General features: G+C 53.3%; 25 protein-coding genes and 2 pseudogenes. 16 read left to right on the top strand and 11 right to left on the bottom strand.

Features of this window, described 5'->3' with window-relative positions:
- Positions 1-100 precede the first annotated feature (100 nt).
- The 3 genes from BMOU_RS00385 (at position 101) to BMOU_RS00380 (ending at position 1,980) form a co-directional block, all read left to right on the top strand.
- Positions 101-715: a CPBP family intramembrane glutamic endopeptidase gene (locus tag BMOU_RS00385; protein ID WP_235143620.1), complete on the top strand. Its 615-nt coding sequence runs from the start codon at positions 101-103 to the stop codon at positions 713-715.
- Positions 716-1,016: 301 nt separating this feature from the next.
- Positions 1,017-1,325, top strand: coding sequence for a hypothetical protein (locus tag BMOU_RS10785; RefSeq protein WP_081738434.1), 309 nt, complete (start codon positions 1,017-1,019; stop codon positions 1,323-1,325).
- Positions 1,326-1,383: 58 nt separating this feature from the next.
- Positions 1,384-1,980 carry a M78 family metallopeptidase domain-containing protein gene (locus BMOU_RS00380; RefSeq protein ID WP_235143619.1) on the top strand — a complete coding sequence of 199 codons (597 nt, stop codon included), beginning with the start codon at positions 1,384-1,386 and terminating at the stop codon, positions 1,978-1,980.
- 143 nt (positions 1,981-2,123) lie between these two features.
- On the opposite strand, the pseudogene BMOU_RS00375 reads toward BMOU_RS00380, so the two are convergent.
- Positions 2,124-2,448 (bottom strand): annotated as a pseudogene (locus BMOU_RS00375) (nucleotide pyrophosphohydrolase).
- A gap of 27 nt (positions 2,449-2,475) precedes the next feature.
- On the opposite strand from BMOU_RS00375, the gene BMOU_RS00370 reads away from it, so the two are divergent.
- A complete protein-coding gene (locus tag BMOU_RS00370; RefSeq protein ID WP_034873729.1) occupies positions 2,476-4,632 on the top strand; it encodes a DUF2075 domain-containing protein in 2,157 nt (718 codons plus the stop codon).
- 322 nt (positions 4,633-4,954) lie between these two features.
- Here the strand turns inward: BMOU_RS00370 and BMOU_RS11755 are convergent, their stop codons facing one another.
- Together BMOU_RS11755 and BMOU_RS10775 are read right to left on the bottom strand one after the other, a co-directional pair.
- A complete protein-coding gene (locus tag BMOU_RS11755; protein ID WP_081738433.1) occupies positions 4,955-5,275 on the bottom strand; it encodes a helix-turn-helix transcriptional regulator in 321 nt (106 codons plus the stop codon).
- A 248-nt stretch (positions 5,276-5,523) separates the two neighbouring features.
- Positions 5,524-5,853, bottom strand: coding sequence for a cupin domain-containing protein (locus tag BMOU_RS10775; protein WP_081738432.1), 330 nt, complete (start codon positions 5,851-5,853; stop codon positions 5,524-5,526).
- Positions 5,854-5,970: 117 nt separating this feature from the next.
- Here BMOU_RS10775 and BMOU_RS00365 point away from each other — a divergent pair, with 117 nt between their 5' ends.
- The 4 genes from BMOU_RS00365 (at position 5,971) to BMOU_RS00355 (ending at position 8,126) form a co-directional block, all read left to right on the top strand.
- Positions 5,971-6,351: a VOC family protein gene (locus tag BMOU_RS00365; protein WP_034873727.1), complete on the top strand. Its 381-nt coding sequence runs from the start codon at positions 5,971-5,973 to the stop codon at positions 6,349-6,351.
- 162 nt (positions 6,352-6,513) lie between these two features.
- On the top strand, positions 6,514-6,975 hold the full coding sequence (locus BMOU_RS00360) for a maltose acetyltransferase domain-containing protein (RefSeq protein WP_235143618.1): 462 nt from the start codon (positions 6,514-6,516) through the stop codon (positions 6,973-6,975).
- Complete coding sequence (locus BMOU_RS11435) at positions 6,899-7,147, top strand: DapH/DapD/GlmU-related protein (RefSeq protein ID WP_235143617.1); 249 nt, start codon at positions 6,899-6,901, stop codon at positions 7,145-7,147. The genes BMOU_RS00360 and BMOU_RS11435 overlap by 77 nt, the downstream gene beginning before the upstream one ends.
- 217 nt (positions 7,148-7,364) lie before the next feature.
- Positions 7,365-8,126: an alpha/beta fold hydrolase gene (locus BMOU_RS00355; RefSeq protein ID WP_235143616.1), complete on the top strand. Its 762-nt coding sequence runs from the start codon at positions 7,365-7,367 to the stop codon at positions 8,124-8,126.
- 110 nt (positions 8,127-8,236) lie between these two features.
- Here the strand turns inward: BMOU_RS00355 and BMOU_RS00350 are convergent, their stop codons facing one another.
- The 3 genes from BMOU_RS00350 to BMOU_RS00340 all read right to left on the bottom strand — a co-directional run bounded on the left by BMOU_RS00350 (position 8,237) and on the right by BMOU_RS00340 (position 10,933).
- The gene (locus BMOU_RS00350; protein ID WP_034873723.1) at positions 8,237-8,704 is read right to left on the bottom strand and encodes a macro domain-containing protein; all 468 of its coding nucleotides are present in this window, start codon (positions 8,702-8,704) and stop codon (positions 8,237-8,239) included.
- A 263-nt stretch (positions 8,705-8,967) separates the two neighbouring features.
- Complete coding sequence (gene cysE, locus BMOU_RS00345; RefSeq protein WP_034873721.1) at positions 8,968-9,579, bottom strand: serine O-acetyltransferase; 612 nt, start codon at positions 9,577-9,579, stop codon at positions 8,968-8,970.
- Positions 9,569-10,933 carry an aspartate aminotransferase family protein gene (locus tag BMOU_RS00340; RefSeq protein WP_235143615.1) on the bottom strand — a complete coding sequence of 455 codons (1,365 nt, stop codon included), beginning with the start codon at positions 10,931-10,933 and terminating at the stop codon, positions 9,569-9,571. Before BMOU_RS00340 ends, cysE begins: the two co-directional genes overlap by 11 nt.
- A 151-nt stretch (positions 10,934-11,084) precedes the next feature.
- On the opposite strand from BMOU_RS00340, the gene BMOU_RS00335 reads away from it, so the two are divergent.
- Positions 11,085-11,798 carry a LysR family transcriptional regulator gene (locus BMOU_RS00335; protein ID WP_034873717.1) on the top strand — a complete coding sequence of 238 codons (714 nt, stop codon included), beginning with the start codon at positions 11,085-11,087 and terminating at the stop codon, positions 11,796-11,798.
- Positions 11,799-12,093: 295 nt separating this feature from the next.
- Here BMOU_RS00335 and BMOU_RS00325 read toward each other — a convergent pair whose 3' ends face one another.
- The 3 genes from BMOU_RS00325 to BMOU_RS00315 form a co-directional block, all read right to left on the bottom strand.
- Positions 12,094-13,356 carry an ABC transporter substrate-binding protein gene (locus BMOU_RS00325; RefSeq protein WP_034873713.1) on the bottom strand — a complete coding sequence of 421 codons (1,263 nt, stop codon included), beginning with the start codon at positions 13,354-13,356 and terminating at the stop codon, positions 12,094-12,096.
- A gap of 624 nt (positions 13,357-13,980) precedes the next feature.
- The gene (locus BMOU_RS00320) at positions 13,981-15,006 is read right to left on the bottom strand and encodes an adenosine deaminase (protein ID WP_034873711.1); all 1,026 of its coding nucleotides are present in this window, start codon (positions 15,004-15,006) and stop codon (positions 13,981-13,983) included.
- A 44-nt stretch (positions 15,007-15,050) separates the two neighbouring features.
- Positions 15,051-15,518, bottom strand: coding sequence for a D-aminoacyl-tRNA deacylase (locus BMOU_RS00315; RefSeq protein ID WP_034873709.1), 468 nt, complete (start codon positions 15,516-15,518; stop codon positions 15,051-15,053).
- Positions 15,519-15,674: 156 nt separating this feature from the next.
- On the opposite strand from BMOU_RS00315, the gene BMOU_RS00310 reads away from it, so the two are divergent.
- From BMOU_RS00310 to dtd, 4 genes are all read left to right on the top strand, one after another.
- The gene (locus BMOU_RS00310; RefSeq protein WP_034873707.1) at positions 15,675-16,043 is read left to right on the top strand and encodes a metallopeptidase family protein; all 369 of its coding nucleotides are present in this window, start codon (positions 15,675-15,677) and stop codon (positions 16,041-16,043) included.
- Positions 16,044-16,059: 16 nt separating this feature from the next.
- On the top strand, positions 16,060-16,266 hold the full coding sequence (locus BMOU_RS00305; RefSeq protein ID WP_034873705.1) for a hypothetical protein: 207 nt from the start codon (positions 16,060-16,062) through the stop codon (positions 16,264-16,266).
- Positions 16,267-16,355: 89 nt separating this feature from the next.
- Positions 16,356-17,162, top strand: coding sequence for an SDR family oxidoreductase UcpA (gene ucpA / locus BMOU_RS00300; RefSeq protein ID WP_034873703.1), 807 nt, complete (start codon positions 16,356-16,358; stop codon positions 17,160-17,162).
- A 117-nt stretch (positions 17,163-17,279) separates the two neighbouring features.
- Positions 17,280-17,759, top strand: a complete 480-nt coding sequence (gene dtd, locus BMOU_RS00295) for a D-aminoacyl-tRNA deacylase (RefSeq protein ID WP_034873701.1) — start codon at positions 17,280-17,282, stop codon at positions 17,757-17,759.
- A 24-nt stretch (positions 17,760-17,783) separates the two neighbouring features.
- On the opposite strand, the gene BMOU_RS00290 is transcribed toward dtd, so the two are convergent.
- Positions 17,784-18,158 (bottom strand): DUF488 domain-containing protein, encoded by a 375-nt coding sequence (locus tag BMOU_RS00290; protein WP_034874378.1) that lies wholly within the window; start codon positions 18,156-18,158, stop codon positions 17,784-17,786.
- A gap of 142 nt (positions 18,159-18,300) precedes the next feature.
- On the opposite strand from BMOU_RS00290, the pseudogene BMOU_RS00285 reads away from it, so the two are divergent.
- Positions 18,301-19,294: pseudogene (locus tag BMOU_RS00285) on the top strand (D-2-hydroxyacid dehydrogenase).
- A 19-nt stretch (positions 19,295-19,313) separates the two neighbouring features.
- On the opposite strand, the gene BMOU_RS00280 reads toward BMOU_RS00285, so the two are convergent.
- Positions 19,314-19,676 carry a YccF domain-containing protein gene (locus BMOU_RS00280; protein ID WP_034873699.1) on the bottom strand — a complete coding sequence of 121 codons (363 nt, stop codon included), beginning with the start codon at positions 19,674-19,676 and terminating at the stop codon, positions 19,314-19,316.
- 133 nt (positions 19,677-19,809) lie between these two features.
- Here BMOU_RS00280 and BMOU_RS00275 point away from each other — a divergent pair, with 133 nt between their 5' ends.
- Positions 19,810-21,195 carry an MATE family efflux transporter gene (locus BMOU_RS00275; RefSeq protein ID WP_034873697.1) on the top strand — a complete coding sequence of 462 codons (1,386 nt, stop codon included), beginning with the start codon at positions 19,810-19,812 and terminating at the stop codon, positions 21,193-21,195.
- Between the two features lie 87 nt (positions 21,196-21,282).
- On the top strand, positions 21,283-22,032 hold the full coding sequence (locus BMOU_RS00270) for a potassium channel family protein (RefSeq protein WP_034873695.1): 750 nt from the start codon (positions 21,283-21,285) through the stop codon (positions 22,030-22,032).
- Positions 22,033-22,061 lie beyond the last annotated feature (29 nt).

Here is a 22,061-nt window from a genome sequence, read left to right as displayed (position 1 = left end):
CGCATCCTGTTGCGCATGCGTTGGTTGTAGCGGCTGCTGCCATGGCATTGGCGGGAATAGTCGAAACGTTCATTGAGCTATCGCTGGTGGAGTCGCAGCCATGGTTGTTTATGGCTCAGTGGATCGCGCATATATGGGAAATATGGGACTAATTTCCACAGTGATTACGATGGTGTCCCACATAGTCGTTCTGTTGTTGTATTGGCTCATATTCAGAAAAGATTTGCGGGGTTTCTTCAATGCAAGAAGATTTGGCGAGTTTGTTCTTCTCGGGTGGAGTGTGCTAGCAATAGGTGCATTCAATTTGATTTCAGAGATACTGGAACATGAAAGCTATGGAAATCCCGGCGTGGCACTACTGATGGGAATGCAGCCCGGAATCTGCGAAGAGATCATGCTCCGAGTCATTCCGATTTCCCTTGTCATGAGAAGCAAGGAACGCGAACGATTGGTTATACCGGTTGTTGTATTTACCAGTCTTCTTTTTGGACTGTGGCATGGTTTTAATATTTTATCCGGAGCGAATCCCGTCACCACATTGTTCCAAGTCATTTATGCGACGGGTGTAGGCTTCTTGTTCGCTGCTATCTACCTGAGAACAGGCGATATCTGGATCACCATGTTCCTGCATGCAATCACAGACACCATCTATTTCCTTGGTGCGGAAGCGCAGAGTGGAGACGCCATTCTGTCGCAAAGCACCAGTTTTTTCTGACGCTGTTATTCTGCTGGCATACGCGGTTTTGTATTTTGCCAATGCTTTCTATGTATTCAGAAAGAGTAAAAGAATAGAGATCTCAGATACATGGTCGAGAATATGGAAAGTGAAGACGGAGAGCTAAAGAGAAAGTTATCTAGGTCTCACCCGTACCAAACAGCGGAAGGCCAACAGGGATGTTGATAATCGTATGTCTCCGCGAGCATACCGTAATGATGGTCTCGTCTTGGCATTTGCCCCAGGCAACGGCGCAACGGGGCGCTCGTCAAGGGAACTTGGACTTAGGCACCTTGGGCCTGTGACTGCTCTTGAATTGCAAAGACATAATGCTCAGACCGATCAGATGACGCTTGATTTCAATCAGCTTTCCGCGGAGGCTTCCTCACGTCCACAAACGTTTTGGTTGATTGTCTATAAACGAGTTGATGATCGAGTTTCGCTGGAGGTATCGCTTCCAATCGCTGATCAGAACGAGTGTAGGATTGTGGGCTGGGATAAGCGTCTTATCTTCGGTGAAATTTCTTGGAATGCAGCTATTGCGGAGGCTGAGAATAATGATGAGCGTAACGAGAGCGGAGATGTGGCTGTCGCCATTTCCGCAAGATGATGGGTCTTGTTTTCTACTTGATTCCACTCGTATTCGTTGCGCGCGCGAAACAGCAGGTTTGAGCAAGGTTCAGCTTGCTCAGTTGATATCCGTTGATCCCCGTACGGTAACGAACTATGAAACGAACGGTGCACCTCAATCTAAAACAGTTGCTTTAGCAGAAGCGTTGAAGGTCATGCCTTCGTTTTTCACTATTCATCCGTCCGAGCCGGCCATTGAGGATCTTTCCGAAACGCAGGTTTGGTTCCGCTCGTTGCGTAAATCAACCGCACGGCAACGCAAATCCGCCATAGGGCATGGGAGGAGTGCCTTACTGCTATTTCATTGGATTGAAAGCCATTTCCGTCTTCCGAACTGCGATCTCCCGATGGAGCAAATGGCGCAGATGCCTCCTGAGGCTTCGGCTTTGGCGTTGCGCGGCGATTGGAGTTATGGGGAGAACCCTCTTCCCAACATGGTTAGCTTGGCTGAGTCGCACGGTATTCGTGTTTTTTGCCTGCCTTCCGTAGGCAAGGAAGTTGACGCGTTCAGCTTCGTGTTTGATGGGCAACCATATATTGCGGTTGATGCGCATAAAACCCCGGAACGTGTTCGTTTTGATATTTTCATTCGGCAGCTTTATGACGGTCGTTTCAGGCGGACGGGAAACGGCTGATGGAAACGTGACGAGCAAGCCCAAACTGGTCCTTCATGGCAATGGGAATTTCCAGACGGGAGAGTAGCCATTCGCCTGCCCCCTCCTAGAAGGGAAAAAAGATAGTGCCAAACATACGCATGCTGTATGGAGTATTGCAGTCGTCAACTGGCTTTTTTGCTGTTGCCTCGTGAGATTTCAACTGGGTATTTCCGAGCGTTTTTTGCTGAGTTTGTCAAGTATGATTTCATCAAGGTCGAACCCAAGTTTGTTGGACAACATGATGCTGTAGATGAGCACATCAGCGATCTCCTCATGAACATGTTCCAAATCGTCATTGCGTGGCTCATCGCTCCACTGAAAGCACTCCAGAAGCTCGGCTGCTTCAATGCTGACTGATTTGGCGAGATTGCCCGGCGTATGGAACTGATCCCAGTCACGGGCGGAGACGAAATCACGGATTAGATTGATGGTTGAATTGGAAATCATGATTTCGAGTTTAATGGGTGCAATACCGTGGAAGACAAGAAAGAGGGCGATAATGGCTGTATGACAGCAGATAGACTTCCGGAACCGATTATCGTTCATTTGCCATATGCCGATATCGGTAATGAGGAGACGGCGTGGGAAAGCGTGGTCAATCCCACTGATGGGGCATATGCGTCAGTTGTGGAGAAAAGTGCTTTGCGCTACATTTTCAACTATCCTACGGTATACGTCGTCCATTCGGAGAAGCAGAGCCAGTATAGGAATGTTCCCGAGTACACGGTCTATGTTGGAGAAACGAATAATATAAAAAACCGTACTTTTCAACACCTGCGTTCAGATCCAAATTCGCGCGATGATTGGAAGGAATTCCAGAAGAAACTGGAACAGGATCCGAGATCCGTGTGGCAATATGTTATTGGGAATGAGCATTTCAACAAGTCTCTGACATTGGATATAGAGAATAAGCTGATGCATTATCTGCTTGGCTCGGACGCGGTGAAAAATCTCAACAATCGCAGAACGAATGCCCAAGGCGACTACTATACGCAAGATGAGTTTGATCGGATTTTCTCCGATATCTGGTTGGGTCTGCATCAACAGGATTCCACGTTATTCCCGTCGGAACAGATTATTCGTGATTCCGCATTATTCAAAGCTTCGCCATTCCATCAGCTCAGTGATGACCAGATGAATGCGGAAACTGCGATCATGAATGCGATTGCCGATGTGCTTTCAGATTTCCCCGACTCCTCTCCATCTCGTTTGATTTTTGTGCAGGGTGCGGCAGGTACCGGCAAGACAGTGTTACTGAGCCATCTGTTCTACCGCATATCGACGGAGCTCGGCGTCAATGGGCATCTTGATGATGAGGACGATGAGGATCTGCTCATGGAGAACCGTGGTTCTTCGTTCAATGTAGTCGATCGAAGAAAGGCGTATATTCTCGTCAACCATGAGCAGCAGGTGCATGTCTATAACCAAATCGCAACCAAACTTGGATTGCAAAAGAAGTCGGATGAAGTGGTGCTCAAGCCAAGCCAGTTCATCAACAAATTCAGTGAAAAGAAGCCGAACGGTCGTGGCATTCCGGACAGACCGCAGGGCAAGGCGGACATTGTTCTTGTTGACGAGGCCCATCTTCTGCTGACTCAAGGAAATCAGGGTTATTCCGGAAAGAACATGCTCCATGATTTGCTGCGCAGGTCAAGGGTCGTAGTTGCGGTATTTGATCCCAATCAGATTCTGCAGAATGCGCAGCAGTGGAAGGATGAAGATCTACAGGCCTTGTTCCCCCATCACGAGTTAGATAAGACTTGGTCGTCACGTGATGCTGAGATGGAGCCTTTCGAACGATTTGATAGGTGGGGAGGGGAGTATTTGCTTAGCCATATTCGGCTAAGTCAACAGTTTCGGATTGCGGCGGATGAATCGACCATCCAATGGGTAGACGATTTCGCAGGCGGGGTTCGTATAGGTAAGTGGAAGAAAGACCTCGGTGAGAAGGATCCGAAAACCGGCAAGTACATTCGCAAGCCGTATATAGTCAAGGTATTCGATTCCCCGGTTGAGTTATTCAAGGCAATCAAGGAGAAAGCCAAGCTTAAGGCGGGTGGAGTTGATGGGCATGGTCTATCTAGGGTGGTCGCTACGTATGATTGGTCTTACACCGGCGTTCGTGAGAATCCGGACAGTCCGGATGGTCTGTGGAATGTCGAGATGTTTTGCGATGCCGAAGGGCAATGGCACATGGGTCCTGGATTAAAGGCCAATCGCGGATACAATGAAAAGACCTCGGATGATGACCCTAATTACTTCTGCCATCCATGGAACTATCAAATCAAGCCGCAAGGAAAGGAAAAGAGCCTTTCATCCGATCAAGTATGGGCTGAAGCTTCGCATACTATTAATGAAGTCGGCTCCACATTTTCCATACAGGGTTTTGATTTGAACTATGTTGGCGTGATTATCGGTCCGTCTGTCGCATACCGGGACGGTCAGATCGTCTTCGACAAGTCCAAGAGTTGCAACGCCAACGCAACCAACCTGCGTGAGAAAGAGGATTATTCTCAAAAGAATCTGCGCAATGAGCTTAATGTGTTGCTTAAGCGTGGCGTGCACGGACTGTATTTGTTCGCGGTCGATCCCGAACTACAGGCTGTGCTCAAGAAAGCCATTGGGGAATAATTTGTGTTTGTGTACAGGGCTTACGGATAGCGTGCAATGAAGTCTATCGTACGGCGTATATCAGCCGAATGGAGATACAGGGAACCGCCAAAGGGAAGGCATCAGAATCGTAACCATGCATTGAATCAAGGGTTCGGGATTCGGCTACGCGGTCGCTGCCGATGGGAATGATGATGTGTGCCCGCCGAAAGTTGCGTTGAGGGTTGCTTCATTTACTAGGGTTACGATTCACGAGGTTTATTGCTTCTTTCGTTCGATGCGGGTAGCGGCGCATGGACTTTCTGTTGGGTTAGTCCCGTATAGGTAAGGCGATAGCCCTGAACTACCTCGAACGCGGTCGTTGTATGTTTGAGGTGGCTCTGTACTCGGTGGGACTTTTCCCGTACCATTTGCGAAATGCCTCTGCATAATAGCTGCTCCCGTTAAACCCGACGGCTGTAGCGATCTCCGTTACAGTTCTATCTGTATTGCTAAGAAGAACTGTACTTTTATCGAGTCGATATCGTGTTAAATATATATTGGGTGTTTGCTTGATGTATTTTGCGAACAGTTTACAACATTTACTCTGTCCTACTGCTCCTGAAGCGGCTATATCGGCAAGGGTAATTTTGTTTGTGTAATTTTGTTGTATAAAGCCTATCATATTTCTTAGAATGGAGAGATCGGCATTTTGATTTTTTGTGTTGACTTTCAGAGGGGATATTTTCGTAAAGTTGTATCCATGTATTTAAAAAATAGATTCTGTATTTTTTAATACAGCAGTTTTTTTCATTCCTTGTAGAATACATCATTCTAATGTTTTTAAATATTGTTCTATGCCACGGAGTGTCAGAGTTTAATTTAATATAAGAGGCATTCTTGTTATTTATGACTGGTAGTACAAAATCGCGTTCATAGGCATAAGTTGCACATAATATAAGTGGATGAATAAGAATGCAAATAAAATCGCACTCTTTTTTTCCCTGGTGAGAAGCCGAAATGCATTTGTCTTGCATTTACGAATATTCCTTCGCTCTCAGCCAGAGTAACGATTTCACCGTTGACATTGTATTGCATTTCTCCAGATAAGACGGCAATAAATTCAATATCATCGTGCCAATGGGTGGGTGCGGCATAGCCGGGATAAGAGGAAAGCAAAGCTCTCCGAATGTAAATGGGATAGTCCGTATAGTCATAACGCACCTTTTCGGAGCGATCGTCTCTCATTTCTAAAGACAACATAATTGGCAACCTCGCAGGATTGTTATTGAATCAAACATAATAATGATAGCTATTAAACGGATTTAACAATCTAATTGTATAGAATGAAATTGCTTCTGTCTAGGAAGGTATGACGAAATGAATATAGGACATGTAGCAATCTATGTAAAAGACTTGGAAGAAAGCGCTCGCTTCTTTGAGACCTATTTTCAAGGAAGGCGAAACGAGCTTTATGTAAATCCGAATACTGGTTTTTCATCTTACTTCCTGTCTTTTGATGACTCGACAAGACTGGAGCTCATGAATATACCGGTTATTTCGGAGCCGAATGGTGACCCGCAACTCGGATATGCGCATATTGCTTTTCAGGTCGGTTCAAAAGATGAGGTCGATAGATTGACCGCCAGGTTCGAAAAAGACGGCTACGTAGTCAAAAGTTATCCGAGGACCACCGGAGACGGATATTACGAAAGCAGCATATACGATGCTAACGGCAATGCTATAGAAATTACGGAATAGCAGAAGTTCGGATATGAGGGTGAAACGGAAAAGCGCACTGTAATCCTTTCCGAAAATATAGGGAGTTCGAAGATAGTGGTTTTATTCGGGTCCTATTGCTTTCCCTATGGAGGTAGTGAAAGGTTGCGAAAGATATTGATGGGTTTATAAAGGAGGATGCAAATGAGTGCGATGAAAGAAAGAATGCACACGGGAGAATTGTATCTTCCCGGTGATCACGAGATTATGGAATGGCAGACAAAATGTCTTGACCGTCTTTATGAGTTCAATCAGACCCGGCCAACCGAATTCAAAAAGAGGCAGACTCTAATGAAAGAGATGTTTGCGGAAATCGGTGAAGGCTGTTACGTTGAACCGCCTTTTCATTCTAATTTTGGCGGAGGCCATGTGCATTTCGGGAAAAACATTTATGCGAACTTTAACTTGACTTGTGTAGATGATACGCACATTTATGTGGGGGATTACACAATGTTCGGCCCGAATGTCACCGTTGCTACCGCAGGACATCCGATTCTTCCGGAGCTGCGGAAGAAAGGGTATCAGTATAATGCGCCCGTTTGCATCGGAAAAAAACTGCTGGATTGGTGCAGGGGTGATTATACTCCCTGGTATTACGATTGGTGATAACGTTGTGATCGGTGCCGGAAGCATAGTGACAAAGGATTTGCCGTCTTGCGTTGTGGCGGTTGGTAATCCGTGCAAGATATTACGGGAAGTAGATGAGCGTGATAAAGAGTATTATTTCAAGAATAAAAAAGATACCGCAGGATCTATAGAAAAGGTAAATAGTTCATAATCATGTGATTATGCTTATAAATAGCAAAGGATAAAGCAGTGTGCTTCATCCTTTGCTTGCTGGTGTTTTACTCGTAAATAGTATCTGTGTCGCGATTTCCGTTGTCAAGTTTCTGACACTGTTCATCTTGTCTCACCGTGTCATTTGGTCGGCTTCTTTCAATAACGCGTATGGCCGTGTGGCTAATATGGAACGGTCCCATCAGGAGGTGCGGAAGATGAAGCACATCGTATTCGGCAGCGGAACCAAGAACTTCGTGATACTGCCCGGATTGTCGGTGCACAGCGTGATAGGCTTGGCCGACGCGATTGCGGAGGCGTACAAGGATTTCTGCGAGGAATACACCGTGTATGTTTTCGACCGTGCCGAGAACATACGCGAGGGTTACACGGTCAGAAACATGGCGGAAGACACCGCGGCGGCGATGCGGGAGCTGAGTATTAAGAACGCCGACGTGTTCGGCGCGTCCCAAGGCGGCATGATCGCCATGTATCTCGCCATCGATCACCCGCAAATGGTGAACAGGCTGATTCTCGGCTCGACGCTGGCAAAACCCAACGGCACGTTCAATCATGTCATCGACGAATGGGTACGGCTGGCCAGGGCGAAGGATGAGCTGGGGCTTCTCGAGAGTTTCGCGGACAACGTGTATTCCGAGTCCACCCTGAAGGCCTATCGGGAAACGTTGGTCTCCTCCAATCTGGGTATCAGCGATGAGGAATATCGGCGCTTCATTATTCTGGCCGAAGCCTGCAAAACCTTCGACTGCTACGGAGAGCTTTCCTCCATCCAGTGCCCGGTCTTGGTAATCGGTGCGGAGGGAGACCGTGTCGTGACTGCGGAAGGGTCGAAGCAGATCGCCGAGGCGCTTGGCTGCGAAAGCTACATTTACGATGGCAGCCATGGTCGCGGCGTATACGATGAGGCCGCCGATTATAGGCGGCGATGCCTGGATTTTCTGCTGGGGGTTTCGGCCTGAATCTTTCCGTCGTGACTCGTGGCTTCTGTTAAGTGAGGCGAATCCGATTGGAGTATTGGTCAAATGTGACGCACATACGTTCAGCCTTGTGGGTTACGGTCGTTGTAAGACTATGGCCACAGAACGAGCCAAACGTCCAGGTCCATGCCGGTGTCGGCCAGCCAAATCCGGATCTCATCTTCGGCCACATCCTGGGCCTCGGTTTTCGGATAGCCATAGATGCCGGCGGAAATCAGCGGGAACGCGATGCTTTTGCAGCCGTGCACGGAGGCGATCGCTAGGCAATTGCGGTAGCAGGCGCGCAACAGCTGCTCCTCATCATGGTCACCACCATGCCAAACCGGTCCGGCTGTGTGGATGACGTACTTGGCCGGCAGATCGAATCCCGGCGTGATCGCTGCCTCACCGGTACGGATGGGGGAGAGGCGATTGCATGCGGTCTGCATGCGGTTCGCCCCTGCCGCGCGGAAAATCGCGCCGCATACCCCTCCGCCCATCATGAGGTCCGTATTCGCCGCGTTGACGATGGCGTCCACGTGCATGCCGGTGATGTCCTGATGCACCACGGAAAATGCCACGATCGCTCCTTAGAAATATGCCTCTACAGTATGCAGTTTATTTCAATTCATTCGAATCAATCTACTCGTCCTGATTCAGAGCTGTAAGGAATGATTCATTCATGTGGATGATGATCTAGATCTGCAGAGAGGTTCATTGGATTATCGCTATTGTCGTTTCGGTAACGGAATGGTAGGCGCCACTGTATCTGGACAGAGGACAAAAGTGTGGCGCAGGATGGGTGTCCTGCGCCACACTTACTATCGAGCCTTCACATATGCTCCTAACGGACGATCTTCGCCGGAGCCCCGACAACGGTATGTCCAGCTGGAACGTCGGATAGCACTACGGAATGGGCGCCAACCTTTACGCCATCTTCGATGGTGATGGCCCCTAGGGCCGCAGCTCCTGCGCCGAACAGTACATTGTTGCCGATATGCGGATGACGCCAACCAGGCTGGTTCTTCACGCCACCGAGCGTCACTCCCTGATAGATCACCACGTCATCGCCTATGACAGCGGTTTCACCGATTACGACCCCGGTGCCGTGGTCAATGAGCAGACGCTTACCGATTTTGGCTGCCGGATGTATCTCAATACCGGTCAGCACGCGCGCGAACTGGCATACGAATTGGGCTGCAAGCTGGTGTTCGTGTATCCATAGCTGGTTCGCCCAACGGTGCAACCATACCGCGTGAAGGCCTGAATACGTGAGTATGACTTGAGCGTCCGACGTGATTGAAGGGTCGTAGTCGCGCACCATGCGAATTTCGTCTCGAAGCGTCTCTGACCATTCCTTCCTACGCTTGACCAATCTGACTAGGCAAGGCAGAAACATAGCGGAGGCCAGAGTGCCTGCGGCCATATGGATGATGGAGGACTTCCTATGCTCCATAGCCGAGGTCCTTCTCCACGTCACCGATGGCCTCGTCAAGTATCGACAGGCCCATATCGAGTTCTTCGTAGCTGACTGTGAGCGGAGGAGCGATGCGGAACACGCCTCCCATACCGGGCAGACAGACAATGTTCATATGTAGTCCAAGATCAAAGCAGCGTTTTGTAATCAGATCCCCTATCTTCTCAGAGCGTTCCTTGCTCTGCTTGTTTTTGATGATTTCAATGCCTTGCAGTAGACCACGGCCACGTGCGTCGCCGACGACTTCATGCTCCTCCACAAGTTTCCAAAGTCCTTTGTGCAGGTATTCGCCTTTGTCAACAGCGGCCAGCATGAGATTATCGCGTTCGATGACATTCATCACTTCACAGCCAACGGCCGCGACCAAAGGGTCGTTGACATGGGAGGTATAGAACGTAAATCCATTGTCGCGGGCCTCCTGCTCGATTTCGTCGGTAGTGATCAATGCTGCAAGCGGCAATCCGCCGCCGAGGGTTTTGGACAAGGTCAGGATGTCGGGTACGACCCCGTCATGCTGGCATCCGTACCAGTGGCCGGTTCTGCCGAAACTTGTTTGCGCTTCATCGAAGATCAGCAGCATGTTGCGCTCGTTGCATTTTTCCTTTAATGCGGCGAAATAGCCGGGCGGCGGAACGAGTACACCACCGCCAGAGATAATCGGTTCGACGATACAGGCGGCAAGACTACCAACCGACTGTGCGTCGACCATGTCGAAACCATAATCAAGCTGTCTGCGCCAGTCCAGTTTGCCATCTTCGTCGATAAAATCGGGACGGTATTCGTATGGGGTAGGGATTGCCAATTGTCCGGGCGCACCAGGTACGCCAAGTTTTCGGGCAGACGAGTATGTGGCTCCTGCACTTGCCTCGGTCAGACCATGCCAGGAACGAGAGAACGACACGATTTCGAACTTGCCGGTTACAGTCTTGGCCATACGAATGGCGGCCTCATTGACCTCGGAGCCAGTGGACAGTGGGATGACCTTGCTTAACGGCTCTGGGGCGGTCATGGCGATTCTGGCGCATAAGTTGATACTGGGGCGAGACAGCATGCCGCTGTACAAATGGTCGAGACGCCCGATGGTTTCGCGAATCGTCTTGACCACATCGGGGTTGTTGTGCCCCAGAGTCGAGCTCATCTGACCTGAGGTGAAATCAAGAATCTTACGACCGCTTTCTGTATAGACATAGCTGCCTTCTGCGTGGTCGATGATTTCGGGGATGAAATATGGTGCTCCGTAACGTCCGACATGACGTTCAACATCTTCCCACGGATTGGGGCGCTTTTCGAATGGCGAGGCGATCATGATGCTTCTCCTTGTTGCTTGAGTCATATTTCGCATGTGTCCGATTGGTTACACGTCCAGTATGTTTGTTGCGATTTAACGAAACAGTTTCCAACGTACAGTGTTCCCGTACATTGAGTTTGGTGATCCTTAACAGTGACGCAATGGCAGGGGAGAGCCATTTTGAGGGGAGTCTTACATGCTGAATATTTGGAGATTGCAGCTGCTGGTCCAGTTCGAGGTGCTTGGTACTATGCAACAAGTCGCCGATGTGATGCGTGTGAGCAAATCGACGGTGTCCCAGCAGTTGAATCTTCTTGAGCAGGAAACTGGGGTCACCTTGTTCGAACGGATTGGAAGACAGGTTCGTCTTACCGTCGCGGGAAGGGAGCTTTGCAGGAAGGTTCGGCCCGTGCTCGGACAGCTGGAACTGATTGGCAATTCATTGGGTGAATCCGATGACAAAGTGATAGGAACGGTCCATGTCGCATCCTTCTCCAGCGCGATGTCCGCATTTGTTCTGCCAGCTTTGCGGAAACTGAGTGGTAAGTACCCGCAGCTCGAATCGAAAGCGTCGGAGCTGGAACCTAACTTAAGCCTTCCGTTACTTGATTCCCGTCAGATTGACATTGCAATCGTGGCGTATCTTGGTCGAGGAGGAAGCCTTCAACGTTTCGAACGAGCCGTCACTCCGATTGGGTCGGATCGGATGCAGATTCTGGTAAGTCGGGATAATCCTCTGGCGCTACGTGAATCGGTCAGTGTAGAGGATCTTGCCGATTCGGTCTGGGCCATGGAACAGGCGGATGCCTATCTTCCAAGCTATATGACGAGCTTATGCAAAGCGGCAGGATTCATGCCGAAGATCGGGGGCGTATTCACCTCGTACTCCGCGATGAAAAAAAGCGGTTAAGTTAAATATGATGATCTGTGCATTACCCACGCTGGCAATTGCAGCAGACCTTGATGACTCGATAATCACGTTGCCTCTGATTCCGGGCCATACAAGACGGATTTTCATGGTCACGAGGAACTCCCAGAAGAACATGCACACTATCAACGTGGTCAGCAAAGCGATTCAAGCGGAAGCCCGACGGAAACTTGGCCCCGAAGTCATCAAATAAATTTTGATGAGCAGTTGACGAAACGTTGAAAGGGTGTGAAGGCGATATGCCTTCACACCCTACAACCTAGTGGCTCGCAGAATATCACACGTTCCCCTGCTGGGAGTGATCGAATTGCGGCATATTGTCTTCGTCATAGGTGTAGACACCGATGTATGCGGAACTCGGATCATGCTTGTCATTGAACGCGCCGATACTGGCCATGCCGTGATAGGCGATTCTCTTACCGTTCTTAATTAGAGCCTTGCATTCCTTGTATGTGGAACATTCGATGCCGTTGTCCGTTCCGGATACTGCAGGTAAAGTCTTGCGAATGGTCTCACTGTCGGCGCTTCCGCCCTCCTGTGCAGCCAGCGCGGCGAGGACGACCGCGTCGTATGTTTCTGCGCTGAATGTATACGTAGTCAGCGAATCATCAATGGTCTTAAGCCGTTCACGGAAGTCGCTGGCGGCAACTGCTCCGGGGATGGTACCCTTGTCGCCGTTAAGTAATCCAGCCTCGAATTTGCTCGAATAATCAGACATGTTGCCGTCAAAAAAATACAGCTTGCTGGTATCGATGCCGACTCCAGCCATGCTTTTGACCAATGGGACGGTCTGATCGAATGCGATGACTAGGATTGCATCTGCGCCACTGGCTTTAATGCTTGCGGCCAACGATCCAAAATTCTTTTCAGTGGGGTCAAACGTGTCTTTGCCGCCGTAGATCACATTGACACCTGCAGCCTCGACCTTCTTAACAACGATGTCACGGATACCGATGCCGGCCTCATCGTTAAAGCAGGCGATGGCGAGGTTCTGCACGCCATCCTGCACGATTGCATCAGCCAAGACCACGCCCTGTACCGTATCTGGCGGTACGGTGCGGAAGAAATAATCACTGATTCCTGACAGAGAAGCCGCGGTTGCACCATTCGAGATCATCGTGACCTTAGCTCCCTCAATCTCATGGTATGTATTCTTGACCACGCCGCTTGACGGATTTCCGACGATGACACTTGGGTCCTTCGCCAACACGGACTGTACCGCTGAGGTGTTCTGATCGGCGTGATCCGCATCATTAACATCGGCGATATAGCTATCAATCTTGTTGCCAAGCACACCACCGGCGTCATTGATGTCTTTGATCGCAAGTTTGAACGCCGCCATCTGACCTGGGGCGACATAGCTTAGGGATCCTGTCTCGGGGAATAGCCCGCCGAGCATGAAATCGGTTCTTACTGACGATGAGCCGGTATCGCCTGTCGATGATGATGTGTCGTCGCATCCGGCTAGTGCCGGTGTCGCAATGAGCGTAAGACATGTCAATGCTGCGATGAATGTCTTATCCGAGGTGCTCCTGTTCATAGCCACTTCCTCTCTTCAACCTGACGATGGTAGGTAGTTTGCAAATTTGAGTGCTGGAAATTGAAATGACGTCTGTCATTGGAAGGCCTTCTATGTGCAATGTAGGGGACAGTGATATCAGGCCGATTACCTGATAATGACGGAATAATGAAGTCCGTCAGGAAGAAATGGCCATTATGGTTTAAAAAAAATTGAACGATTCAAGTGAATCTCAAAGGGTGTGCGGACGTTATGGCTGTCGAACTGAACAAATGCAGTGAGTCGCCATAAGTAATGAGATTGAATGGTTTGATGATTCTTGATGCATTGTAACTGCGGTACGAATTGCTATCTTGTCGCGTGTGGCAAAATCTACATTCGTGCCTATGGCGGACGGGAATGTTGACGCTCTCGTGTCCACGTGCATGCCGGTGATGTCCTGATGCACCACGGAAAATGCCATGATCGCTTCTCTCTTATTCGGATACTCCTATCCGAATACGTGCAACTGTACGTTGCTGACATGTCATTGCACGGTCGGTCATGGAGACCACCATCCGACATGCGCGCGAATTCAGCCTTTGTGTGCACGAAGTCGGATGATGGTCTTCTGGACTTTGTCAAAGGGCGCCAGGTTCTGGACTTCTAAAGGTGGATGCGTTTCCAGTCAGCTAGGGCATTGGCGTAAATGGCCTTCTGCTCAGGGGTTGCGAATGAGGCCTCCAGCGAGTATTCCGCGATGGTGGCCAGCTCGTCCAAGCTCATGCCGGTCCGTGCCATGGCGATGTAGTTGTCGCCGATATACCCGCCGAAGTAGGCGGGATCATCGGAATTGAGCGTCACTTTCACACCGGCGTCGAGCAGTTGGCGCACCGGAAGATCGGCCACATCCCGCACCACCTGCAGACGATGGCTTGACAACGGGCACACCGTCAACGCGATTCCGTCGCGGGCGATTCGCGCCACCAGATCATTATCGGCGGCGGCGTGCACACCATGGTCAATGCGTTCGACATGCAGGAAGTCCAACGCCCGACGGACGTAATCGGCCGGACCTTCCTCGCCGGCGTGCGCGACGAGATGCAAACCAAGTCGCGCCGCGCGCTCGTATACATGTCCGAACAGTTCCGGCGGGTACCCGACTTCGGCGGAATCCAGACCGATGCCGAGCAGGTCATCGGCCCGTGAAGTCGCGGTATCAAGCAGCGCCTCGGCTGAATCGACGGGCATGTCCCTGATGATGCTCATGATGAGACCGCCGTCGATGCCGAAACGTTCATGACCGATGCGAAGACCTTCAAGCAGGCCGTCAAGCACCAGATCAAAATCGAGACCATTGCTCATGTGCACTTGAGGGTCGAAGAAGATCTCCGCCCTGCGCACGCCGTCGGCATTCGCCCGTGCCAGATAGGCGAGCATGAGGTCGGTGAAGTCCTGCCTGGTGCGCAGCACGGACATGAGCTGGTAGTACAGGTCCAGAAACGACTGGAGATTCTCGAACTCGTAATGGGCCTTGAGATCGTCGAGATCGGCGAACGGCAGGCTGACGTTGTTGCGCTCGGCCAGCTTCATGGCCAGCTCCGGTTCGAGGGTGCCTTCGATATGCAGGTGAAGCTCCGCCTTCGGCAGCTCGCGCAGAGCCTGTTCGTCGGTCGGGCTGATGCTGGTCATACGGATCCTTTCTTGTGGTCGACGGTGCGACGGTGGTCTATCATCTAATCGGCAATGAGGGTGAGTTGAAGCGGGGCGTCGGCGACGGAGCCGATGCGCATGCGGGCGCCATATCGCCCTTCATATACGGGAACATTGCCCGAGCGGAGAGCCTCGTCGAAACGGATCCACATGAGACTGGCGTGTTCATCATCGGTATCTTCGGCAACAAGCCGGGGGCGTCCGGTAGCGGGGTGGTGCAACGAGGTAAGCGGTTGCGGAATGGAAAGAATCTCCCCGTGGATTTCCTGTATAGACTGAGAAAGCGCACCTTGCGGTCCATCGAAACAACGCAACGTGAGGACGCGATTCGTCATCCTGGCGATCACGGTCTCATCATCGTCGGGTTCGATTTCGACGGTCAGCAGTAAGCCAAGACCGATTTGCCGCAAATCGAACGTCGGATCGAGCGTGCCGAGCTCGTTCAGAACGGCGACGCTCGCCTCGCTCACACGCTGCACGGAAATCCTCATGTTTTCAGTGTAGGCCGGCGGCAATGCTTTACGCGGACCGCGATCAGCGGACTATGATCGCGAGATTGCGGCATGGAGTAAGTCGGACAGTTCAGACTCATGCTACCTGCTTAAAGAGAGGTACAAGCCTGAGGTTCAGCTGCTAAAGTCGGCGACATGAAGATGAGCGACGACGAGTTCGAGCGGGCCATCGAAGACGCGCTCGCGGGCATTCCCGACAGGTTCAAGCAGGTGCTGGAGAACGTGGGGATTGCCATGGCACAGGAGCCGAACGAGCGGGAGTTGGGCACGATGTGCGACGCGGGCGGTGAGTTGCTGGGACTGTATGAAGGGATCTCCATCACACAGCGGACCACGGCCTACAGTGGTGTGATGCCGGACGTGATCACTATTTTCAAGGGCCCGCACGAGCGGGTATGTGCCACCCGCGAGCAGATGGTCGAACAGATCCGCAAGACCGTACTGCACGAGATCGGCCACTATTTCGGCTTCGACGACGCCTACCTGCACGCGCATGGCTACTAGGGGCCGCCAAAATAAAATGCACGTATGGCTGTGCTTCGGCACCACCACGGCGGATGCGGTGGACGTCATCGGACTGGGTGGCGTGGTCGTGCTCGTCGGCATGGGCAAGCTGGAGACCACCATCGATTCGAAGTCGCTTATCGTCAATCAGTGCGACCTGCGTGGCTCGAACGGAGGCACTCCCGACGGGCTAGCTGCGCCGACGGGCTGCCGGACCGTATGACGGCTGGACCTGATGCGCAAAGAGCCCTAACATTACTTACACGGTGACGGATGATAACCGGCAATGATGTCGCAAACAAAGGAGTGATCATGGTCCAACCGAAACTCGAAGGCAAAGTCGCCATCATCACCGGGGCCGCGGCGGGCCTGGGCGAGGGGATCGCGCAAGTGTACGCCAAGTACGGTGCGAAGATCTGCATGGTCGACCTGTCGGCCGATGTCGACAGGAGTGCGGACAAGATCCGTGAAATGTACCCGAATGCCGACATCGTGACCGTTGTGGCCAATGTGGCCGACAAGGATCAGATGATCGCGGCCGCCGGAACAACGGTGGACGCTTTCGGCACGATCGACATCGCCTGCTGCAATGCCGGCGTATGTCAGCTTGCGCCGTTCGAGCGGATGCCTGACGAGATGCGTGACTTCCACATCGATGTGAACATCAAGGGCGTGTGGAACACCTGCCAGGCGGTGGTGCCGCACATGTTGGAGAACGGTGGCGGCGCAATCGTGATCGCCTCCTCCGTGACCGGCGACATCGTGGCCGATGCCGGTGAGGCGGCCTACGCCATGACCAAGGCCGCACTTGTGGGGCTGACCAAATGCCTGGCAGTGGAATACGCCGACCGTAACATCCGAGTCAACTGCTCGCAGCTGGGTTATGCGCGCACCCCGATGGTGGAGAAGATGGCGGTCGAATCCAATCCGGACGATCCGGAATCCGCCATCAACGACATCGCGGTCGGCGTGCCAATGAAACGACTGGCCAAACCGACCGAAGTGGGCGAACTGTTCGCCTTCCTGGGTTCCGACGAGGCCAGCTACATCACCGGCGCGCAAGTGGTCATCGACGGTGGCAGCACGCTGCCGGAGACCATGAGCATCGGCACCAACTGAACAGCCGCATGATGACGGTGCGGGACGGGCGGAACGTTCCCTGATCTTCAAGGGTGGAGCCTATGTCCGCACCGTCATCCGGCTGTGGTTATGCCGGGGTGGGGGTAAGAAAGAGGCATGCGTATTGTGCTTCAGAAAGTCAGCGACGGGTCCGTGGACGTGGTGGACGAGCTCACCGGCGAACGGGATCCCACCTTCGAGCCACAGCGAATCGGCGTCGGGTATGTGCTGCTTGTCGGCGTGGAGGATTCGGACGGCGCCAGGCAGATCGCGTGGCTGGCACATAAAATCTCGAATCTGCGCGTGTTCGAAGACGACAACGGCAAAATGAACCGTTCCATTCACGATGTGAACGGCTCGATCCTCTCCATCTCTCAGTTCACGTTGTATGCGGACGCGCGCAAAGGCAACCGCCCGAGCTTCGTGAAAGCGGGGGCGCCGGACCATGCCGACAGGATATGGCGGCAGTTCAACGAGGCGCTGCGAGCCGAAGGCCTTGTGGTGAAGGAAGGCCGTTTCGGCGCCCACATGCGCGTGAACCTGACCAACGACGGCCCCGTGACCATCATCTTCGATACGGACGAACTGGGAATCTGATGCCGCCCACCGGGAACGGACGGGTCACAGATGCTCGGCAATCCAGTCACGTAGGATGACGGCGTGGTTGCAAGCGGGATCCTTGGCGGCATAGAGCAGGGTGACGTTTCCGGTTCGCAGATGATCGCGCACGTCCGACACGAATTCGGCGGCCTCATCGCGCCCGTCAAGCTGCTCGATGTACCGTGCCCTGAACTCATCGAACTTAGCGGGATCGTGGGCGAACCACTTGCGTAGGTCAGCGGTGGGCGTCACCTCCGTTTTGGTCCAACGGTCAAGACCCGCACGCTCCTTGGAAACGCCACGCGGCCACACCCGATCCACCAGAACACGGTAACCATCGGCAGGCTGCGCGGAATCGTATATGCGTTTGATCTGAAGAACATGCGATTGTGCCATGCAACCCATGCTAGACGGCCGAAATCCCGGCATCAAAGCGATTCCTCCGGCTGCGAACCATAGTCATCGAAAAGACACACAAGACCGAAAAATGAGACTGCATTTGAGACGGTTATCTGGTGCCCACTCTAGGGTTAGGATCATGGGAATCGAGAACAATCACAAGCTCATCGTCAACTGCCTGCCGTTGACGGAGCCGGAGAAGGCGCAATTCATGCGCGCGGCCAAAGGAGTGCCACAGGAATTCGTAGGCGACCCGGCACAGCGGGGAAACATGAACTGGCACGCCCGCATTCCGGAGGACCTCCGCGCATCGGCGACCGCGATCATCGGAAACGTACCTCCGGAGGATTGCTCGAAATGCCCCAGACTCGAATGGCTGCAAACCTGGAGCGCCGGCGTCGACAAATATCAGCGACCAGGCGTACTCCAACCCGGATCCATGCTCACCAACGCCTCAGGCGCATACGGGCAGAGCGTGTCCGAACACATGTTCGCCATGATGTGGGCGCTCATGAAAAACCTGCACATCTACGCCAAAAATCAAGCCAACGCAAACTGGACCGACGCAGGCCGCGCATCAAGCCCCTCGGGCATGACCGCACTGATGATCGGCACCGGCGACATCGGTTCGCACTTCGCCAAACTATGCAAGGGCATCGGCATGGAAACCATCGGCGTGCGCCGTAACCCATCCGTCGAAGCGGAGGGCATCGACCACACCATCGGCTTCGAATCGCTCGAACAGGCACTGCCATACGCCGACGTCATCTCCATGAGCGTGCCATCCACCCCAACCACGTACCATCTGCTGAATGCCGAACGACTGGCACTGCTCAAACCCGAAGCACTGATACTGAACGCGGGCCGAGGCGACGCCATCGACCCCCGAAGCCCTTGCGGCGGCGCTCGCAGGCGGCAGGCTACGGGGTGCCGGCCTCGACGTGACCGAGCCCGAACCATTGCCGGCCGAATCGCCATTGTGGAATGAGCCGCGTTGCCTCATCACCCCGCATGTGGCGGGCGGCAACCATCTGGAGGTGACGGAACGGCGCATCATCGCCATCGCATTGGGCAACGTGCGCTGCTACGCCAACGGTCAGTCGCTCGACAACCGCATGCCACTGAAAGGCTGAGGATTAGCCGCTGGAAAAATCAGCCGTAGATCTGCGTGCCGAACGGCCACAGGGCCAGCTTGGCCATCTTGAATGACTGGATGCCGAAGGGGATGCCGATGATGGTCATGCAGTTAAGCAGGCCCGCGAACAGATAGCCGAGGGCCATCCAAGCACCCGCCAGCACGAGCCAGACGATGTTGAGCAGCACCGATCCGACACCGCCGCCATATTCGACGCTCTTGCCGAACGGCGTGAGCGTCAATTCCGCCATCTTGAACGCCTGCACGCCCAGCGGGATGCCGATGATGGTCGCGCACAGCACCAGGCCGATGATGGCCCAGCAGGCAGCGAGAACCAGTCCGCCGAGAATCAGCCATAGAATATTGCCCAAAAGTCTCATACGGACAATCCTAACGAACCCATGTCGCCACGGATTCAGGAATGCCCTGAATTATCCCTGATTCGCTCCGTGGACGATTTCGTCTCGTCGATTGACGAATGTCCCGCTTAGGGTTGTACCCTCTACACCTGATATGGATAACGAACTGTTTGAGAAGGCGCCGATCCCGCGCGCATATATGACTTTGGCCATACCCGTCGTACTCAGTATGATGGTCACCCTCGTCTACAACACCGTGGACACCTACTTCATCGCGCACACCGGCAACACCGACATGGTGGCGGGCGTTTCCATCGCAACCCCGGTATTCACCGTGATGATTGCGCTTGGCGACATCTTCGGACTCGGCGGCAGCTCCGTGATCTCGCGTCTCTACGGCAAAGGCCGTTTCGACGACGGACGGCGCCTGAGCGTGTTCTGCTTTTGGGGAGCCGTACTCACCGGCGTCATCGTCATCATATTGGGCCTGACCTTCCATGACCCGATCCTCACGATGCTTGGGGCCGACGATTCCACGTGGCAGTATGCCTCGCAGTTCTATTCGCTGATCATTCTCGGCTCGCCGTTCATCATCGTGTCGATGACGCCGAGCAATCTGCTGCGCACCGAAGGCTTCGCAGGCCCCTCCGCGGTCGGTTCGATCGCGGGAACCGCCATCAACATCTGCCTGAACCCGCTGTTCATCCACGTGTTCGGCTGGGGTGCCGCCGGTTCCGCCGGTGCGACCGTCATCGCCAACATCTGCACCGACATCTACTTCGTGTGGTTCCTGCTCAAACGCAGTCGCAACCTGTCCATCGATCCACGACTCATGTTCCGAAGCGGGCGTCTCGATATCAGCAGGCAGGAGGCGAGCGGCATCTTCGCCATCGGCATTCCGGCATCCGTCACCAATCTCATGCAAAGTCTTGGCATCGTCATGGTCAACCTTTTCCTGCTGCCATACGGCAATGACGCGGTGGCGGCCATGGGCATCGCATTGAAGATCGTGATGATCGCCGTGATGATTCTCGTGGCGTTCGCCTTCGGCGGCCAGCCGCTCATCGGCTATAACTATGGCGCCGGAAACATGGGACGGTTGAAGGCGTTGCTGAAGTTCGCATACTCGTTCCTCGGCATGCTCGCATTGGCCATGACCGTGGTACTGATTGCCTGCGCCCGTCCGCTGATGGGATTCTTCAGCACCGACGCCGGCATCGTCGATCTCGGCACCGGCATGCTGCGCGTGCAGCTGTTGAGTACCGTATGCGTGTCGGTGGTGCTCGTGACCACCTGCACGTTCCAGTCCGCGGGCAAGGCTCTGGGGGCGTTGCTGCTGTCCGTCAGCCGGCAGGGTGTGATGCTTGCCATCACCTTGTTCGCCGGCAGCGGATTGGCCGGATACCACGGGGTCATCGCCGCACAGGCCTTCGCCGACCTGCTCACCGCGGTCCTCGCCGTCATGCTGTTCGTGGTTCTTCTGCCTGAGCTGCGTGGCCGGAGGATCGAAAAAAGAGAGATCGCCCTAAGCGACGAATGACATCCGCCATGCATAAGGGGTGTGGGGGGAGGGCCCGACGCCGAAGGAATGCCCGTATGATGGCAGTAGGGAGGAAAGGCGGGAGCTGTGACGTTGGGCAAATGGCAACGAGTGACCGAATGGCCGCTGACCGTACTGGCATTGGTGTTCCTGCTCGCATATTCATGGGAGGTGCTGGCACGGACGCATGTCTCCCTATGCGAAACCACGATCAACGTCATCTGGATCGTGTTCATCATCGACTACGTCGTTTCGATCTCACTGGCGCACGATAAGAAGACCTGGTTCAAGAACAACTTACTGCTGCTCATCTCGATCATGCTGCCGATCTTCAGACCGTTGAGACTGTTGCGACTGGTGGCCGTGTTGAATGTGCTCAATCGCACCAGCGGCATGGCGGTACGCGGCCGCATCACACTCTACGTATGTTCCAGCGTGATACTCCTGATCTACGTCGGTTCGCTTGCGGAATTGGACGTGGAACGCAATGCGCCGGGCACCACCATCACCGATTTCGGCAAGGCCATATGGTGGGCGTTCGTCACCACCACGACGGTCGGCTATGGCGACATGTCGCCGGTGACATGGCAGGGCAAATGCATCGCCGTGGGCCTTATGATCGCCGGCATCGCCCTGATCAGCGTCATCACCGCGACGCTCGCGTCATGGATCGTCGACCGGGTGGGCGATGAGGCCGATAAGCGCGCCAATGAGACGGAATCGGAAACCACGCGGCTGAGAAACAACGTCGCCGAACTGACCGACACCGTCAACCGACTACGTGACGATATCGCGAAACTGCGCGAATCCCCAACGGTTCGGGACGACGGGCGGTAACAAATGATGCCGGACGGAAACCAGCTTCC

This window comes from Bifidobacterium moukalabense DSM 27321, assembly GCF_000522505.1.
Lineage (GTDB): Bacteria > Actinomycetota > Actinomycetes > Actinomycetales > Bifidobacteriaceae > Bifidobacterium > Bifidobacterium moukalabense.
The sequence above is the reverse complement of the archived record's forward strand: the minus strand, read 5'-3'. Positions and strand labels throughout refer to the sequence as shown.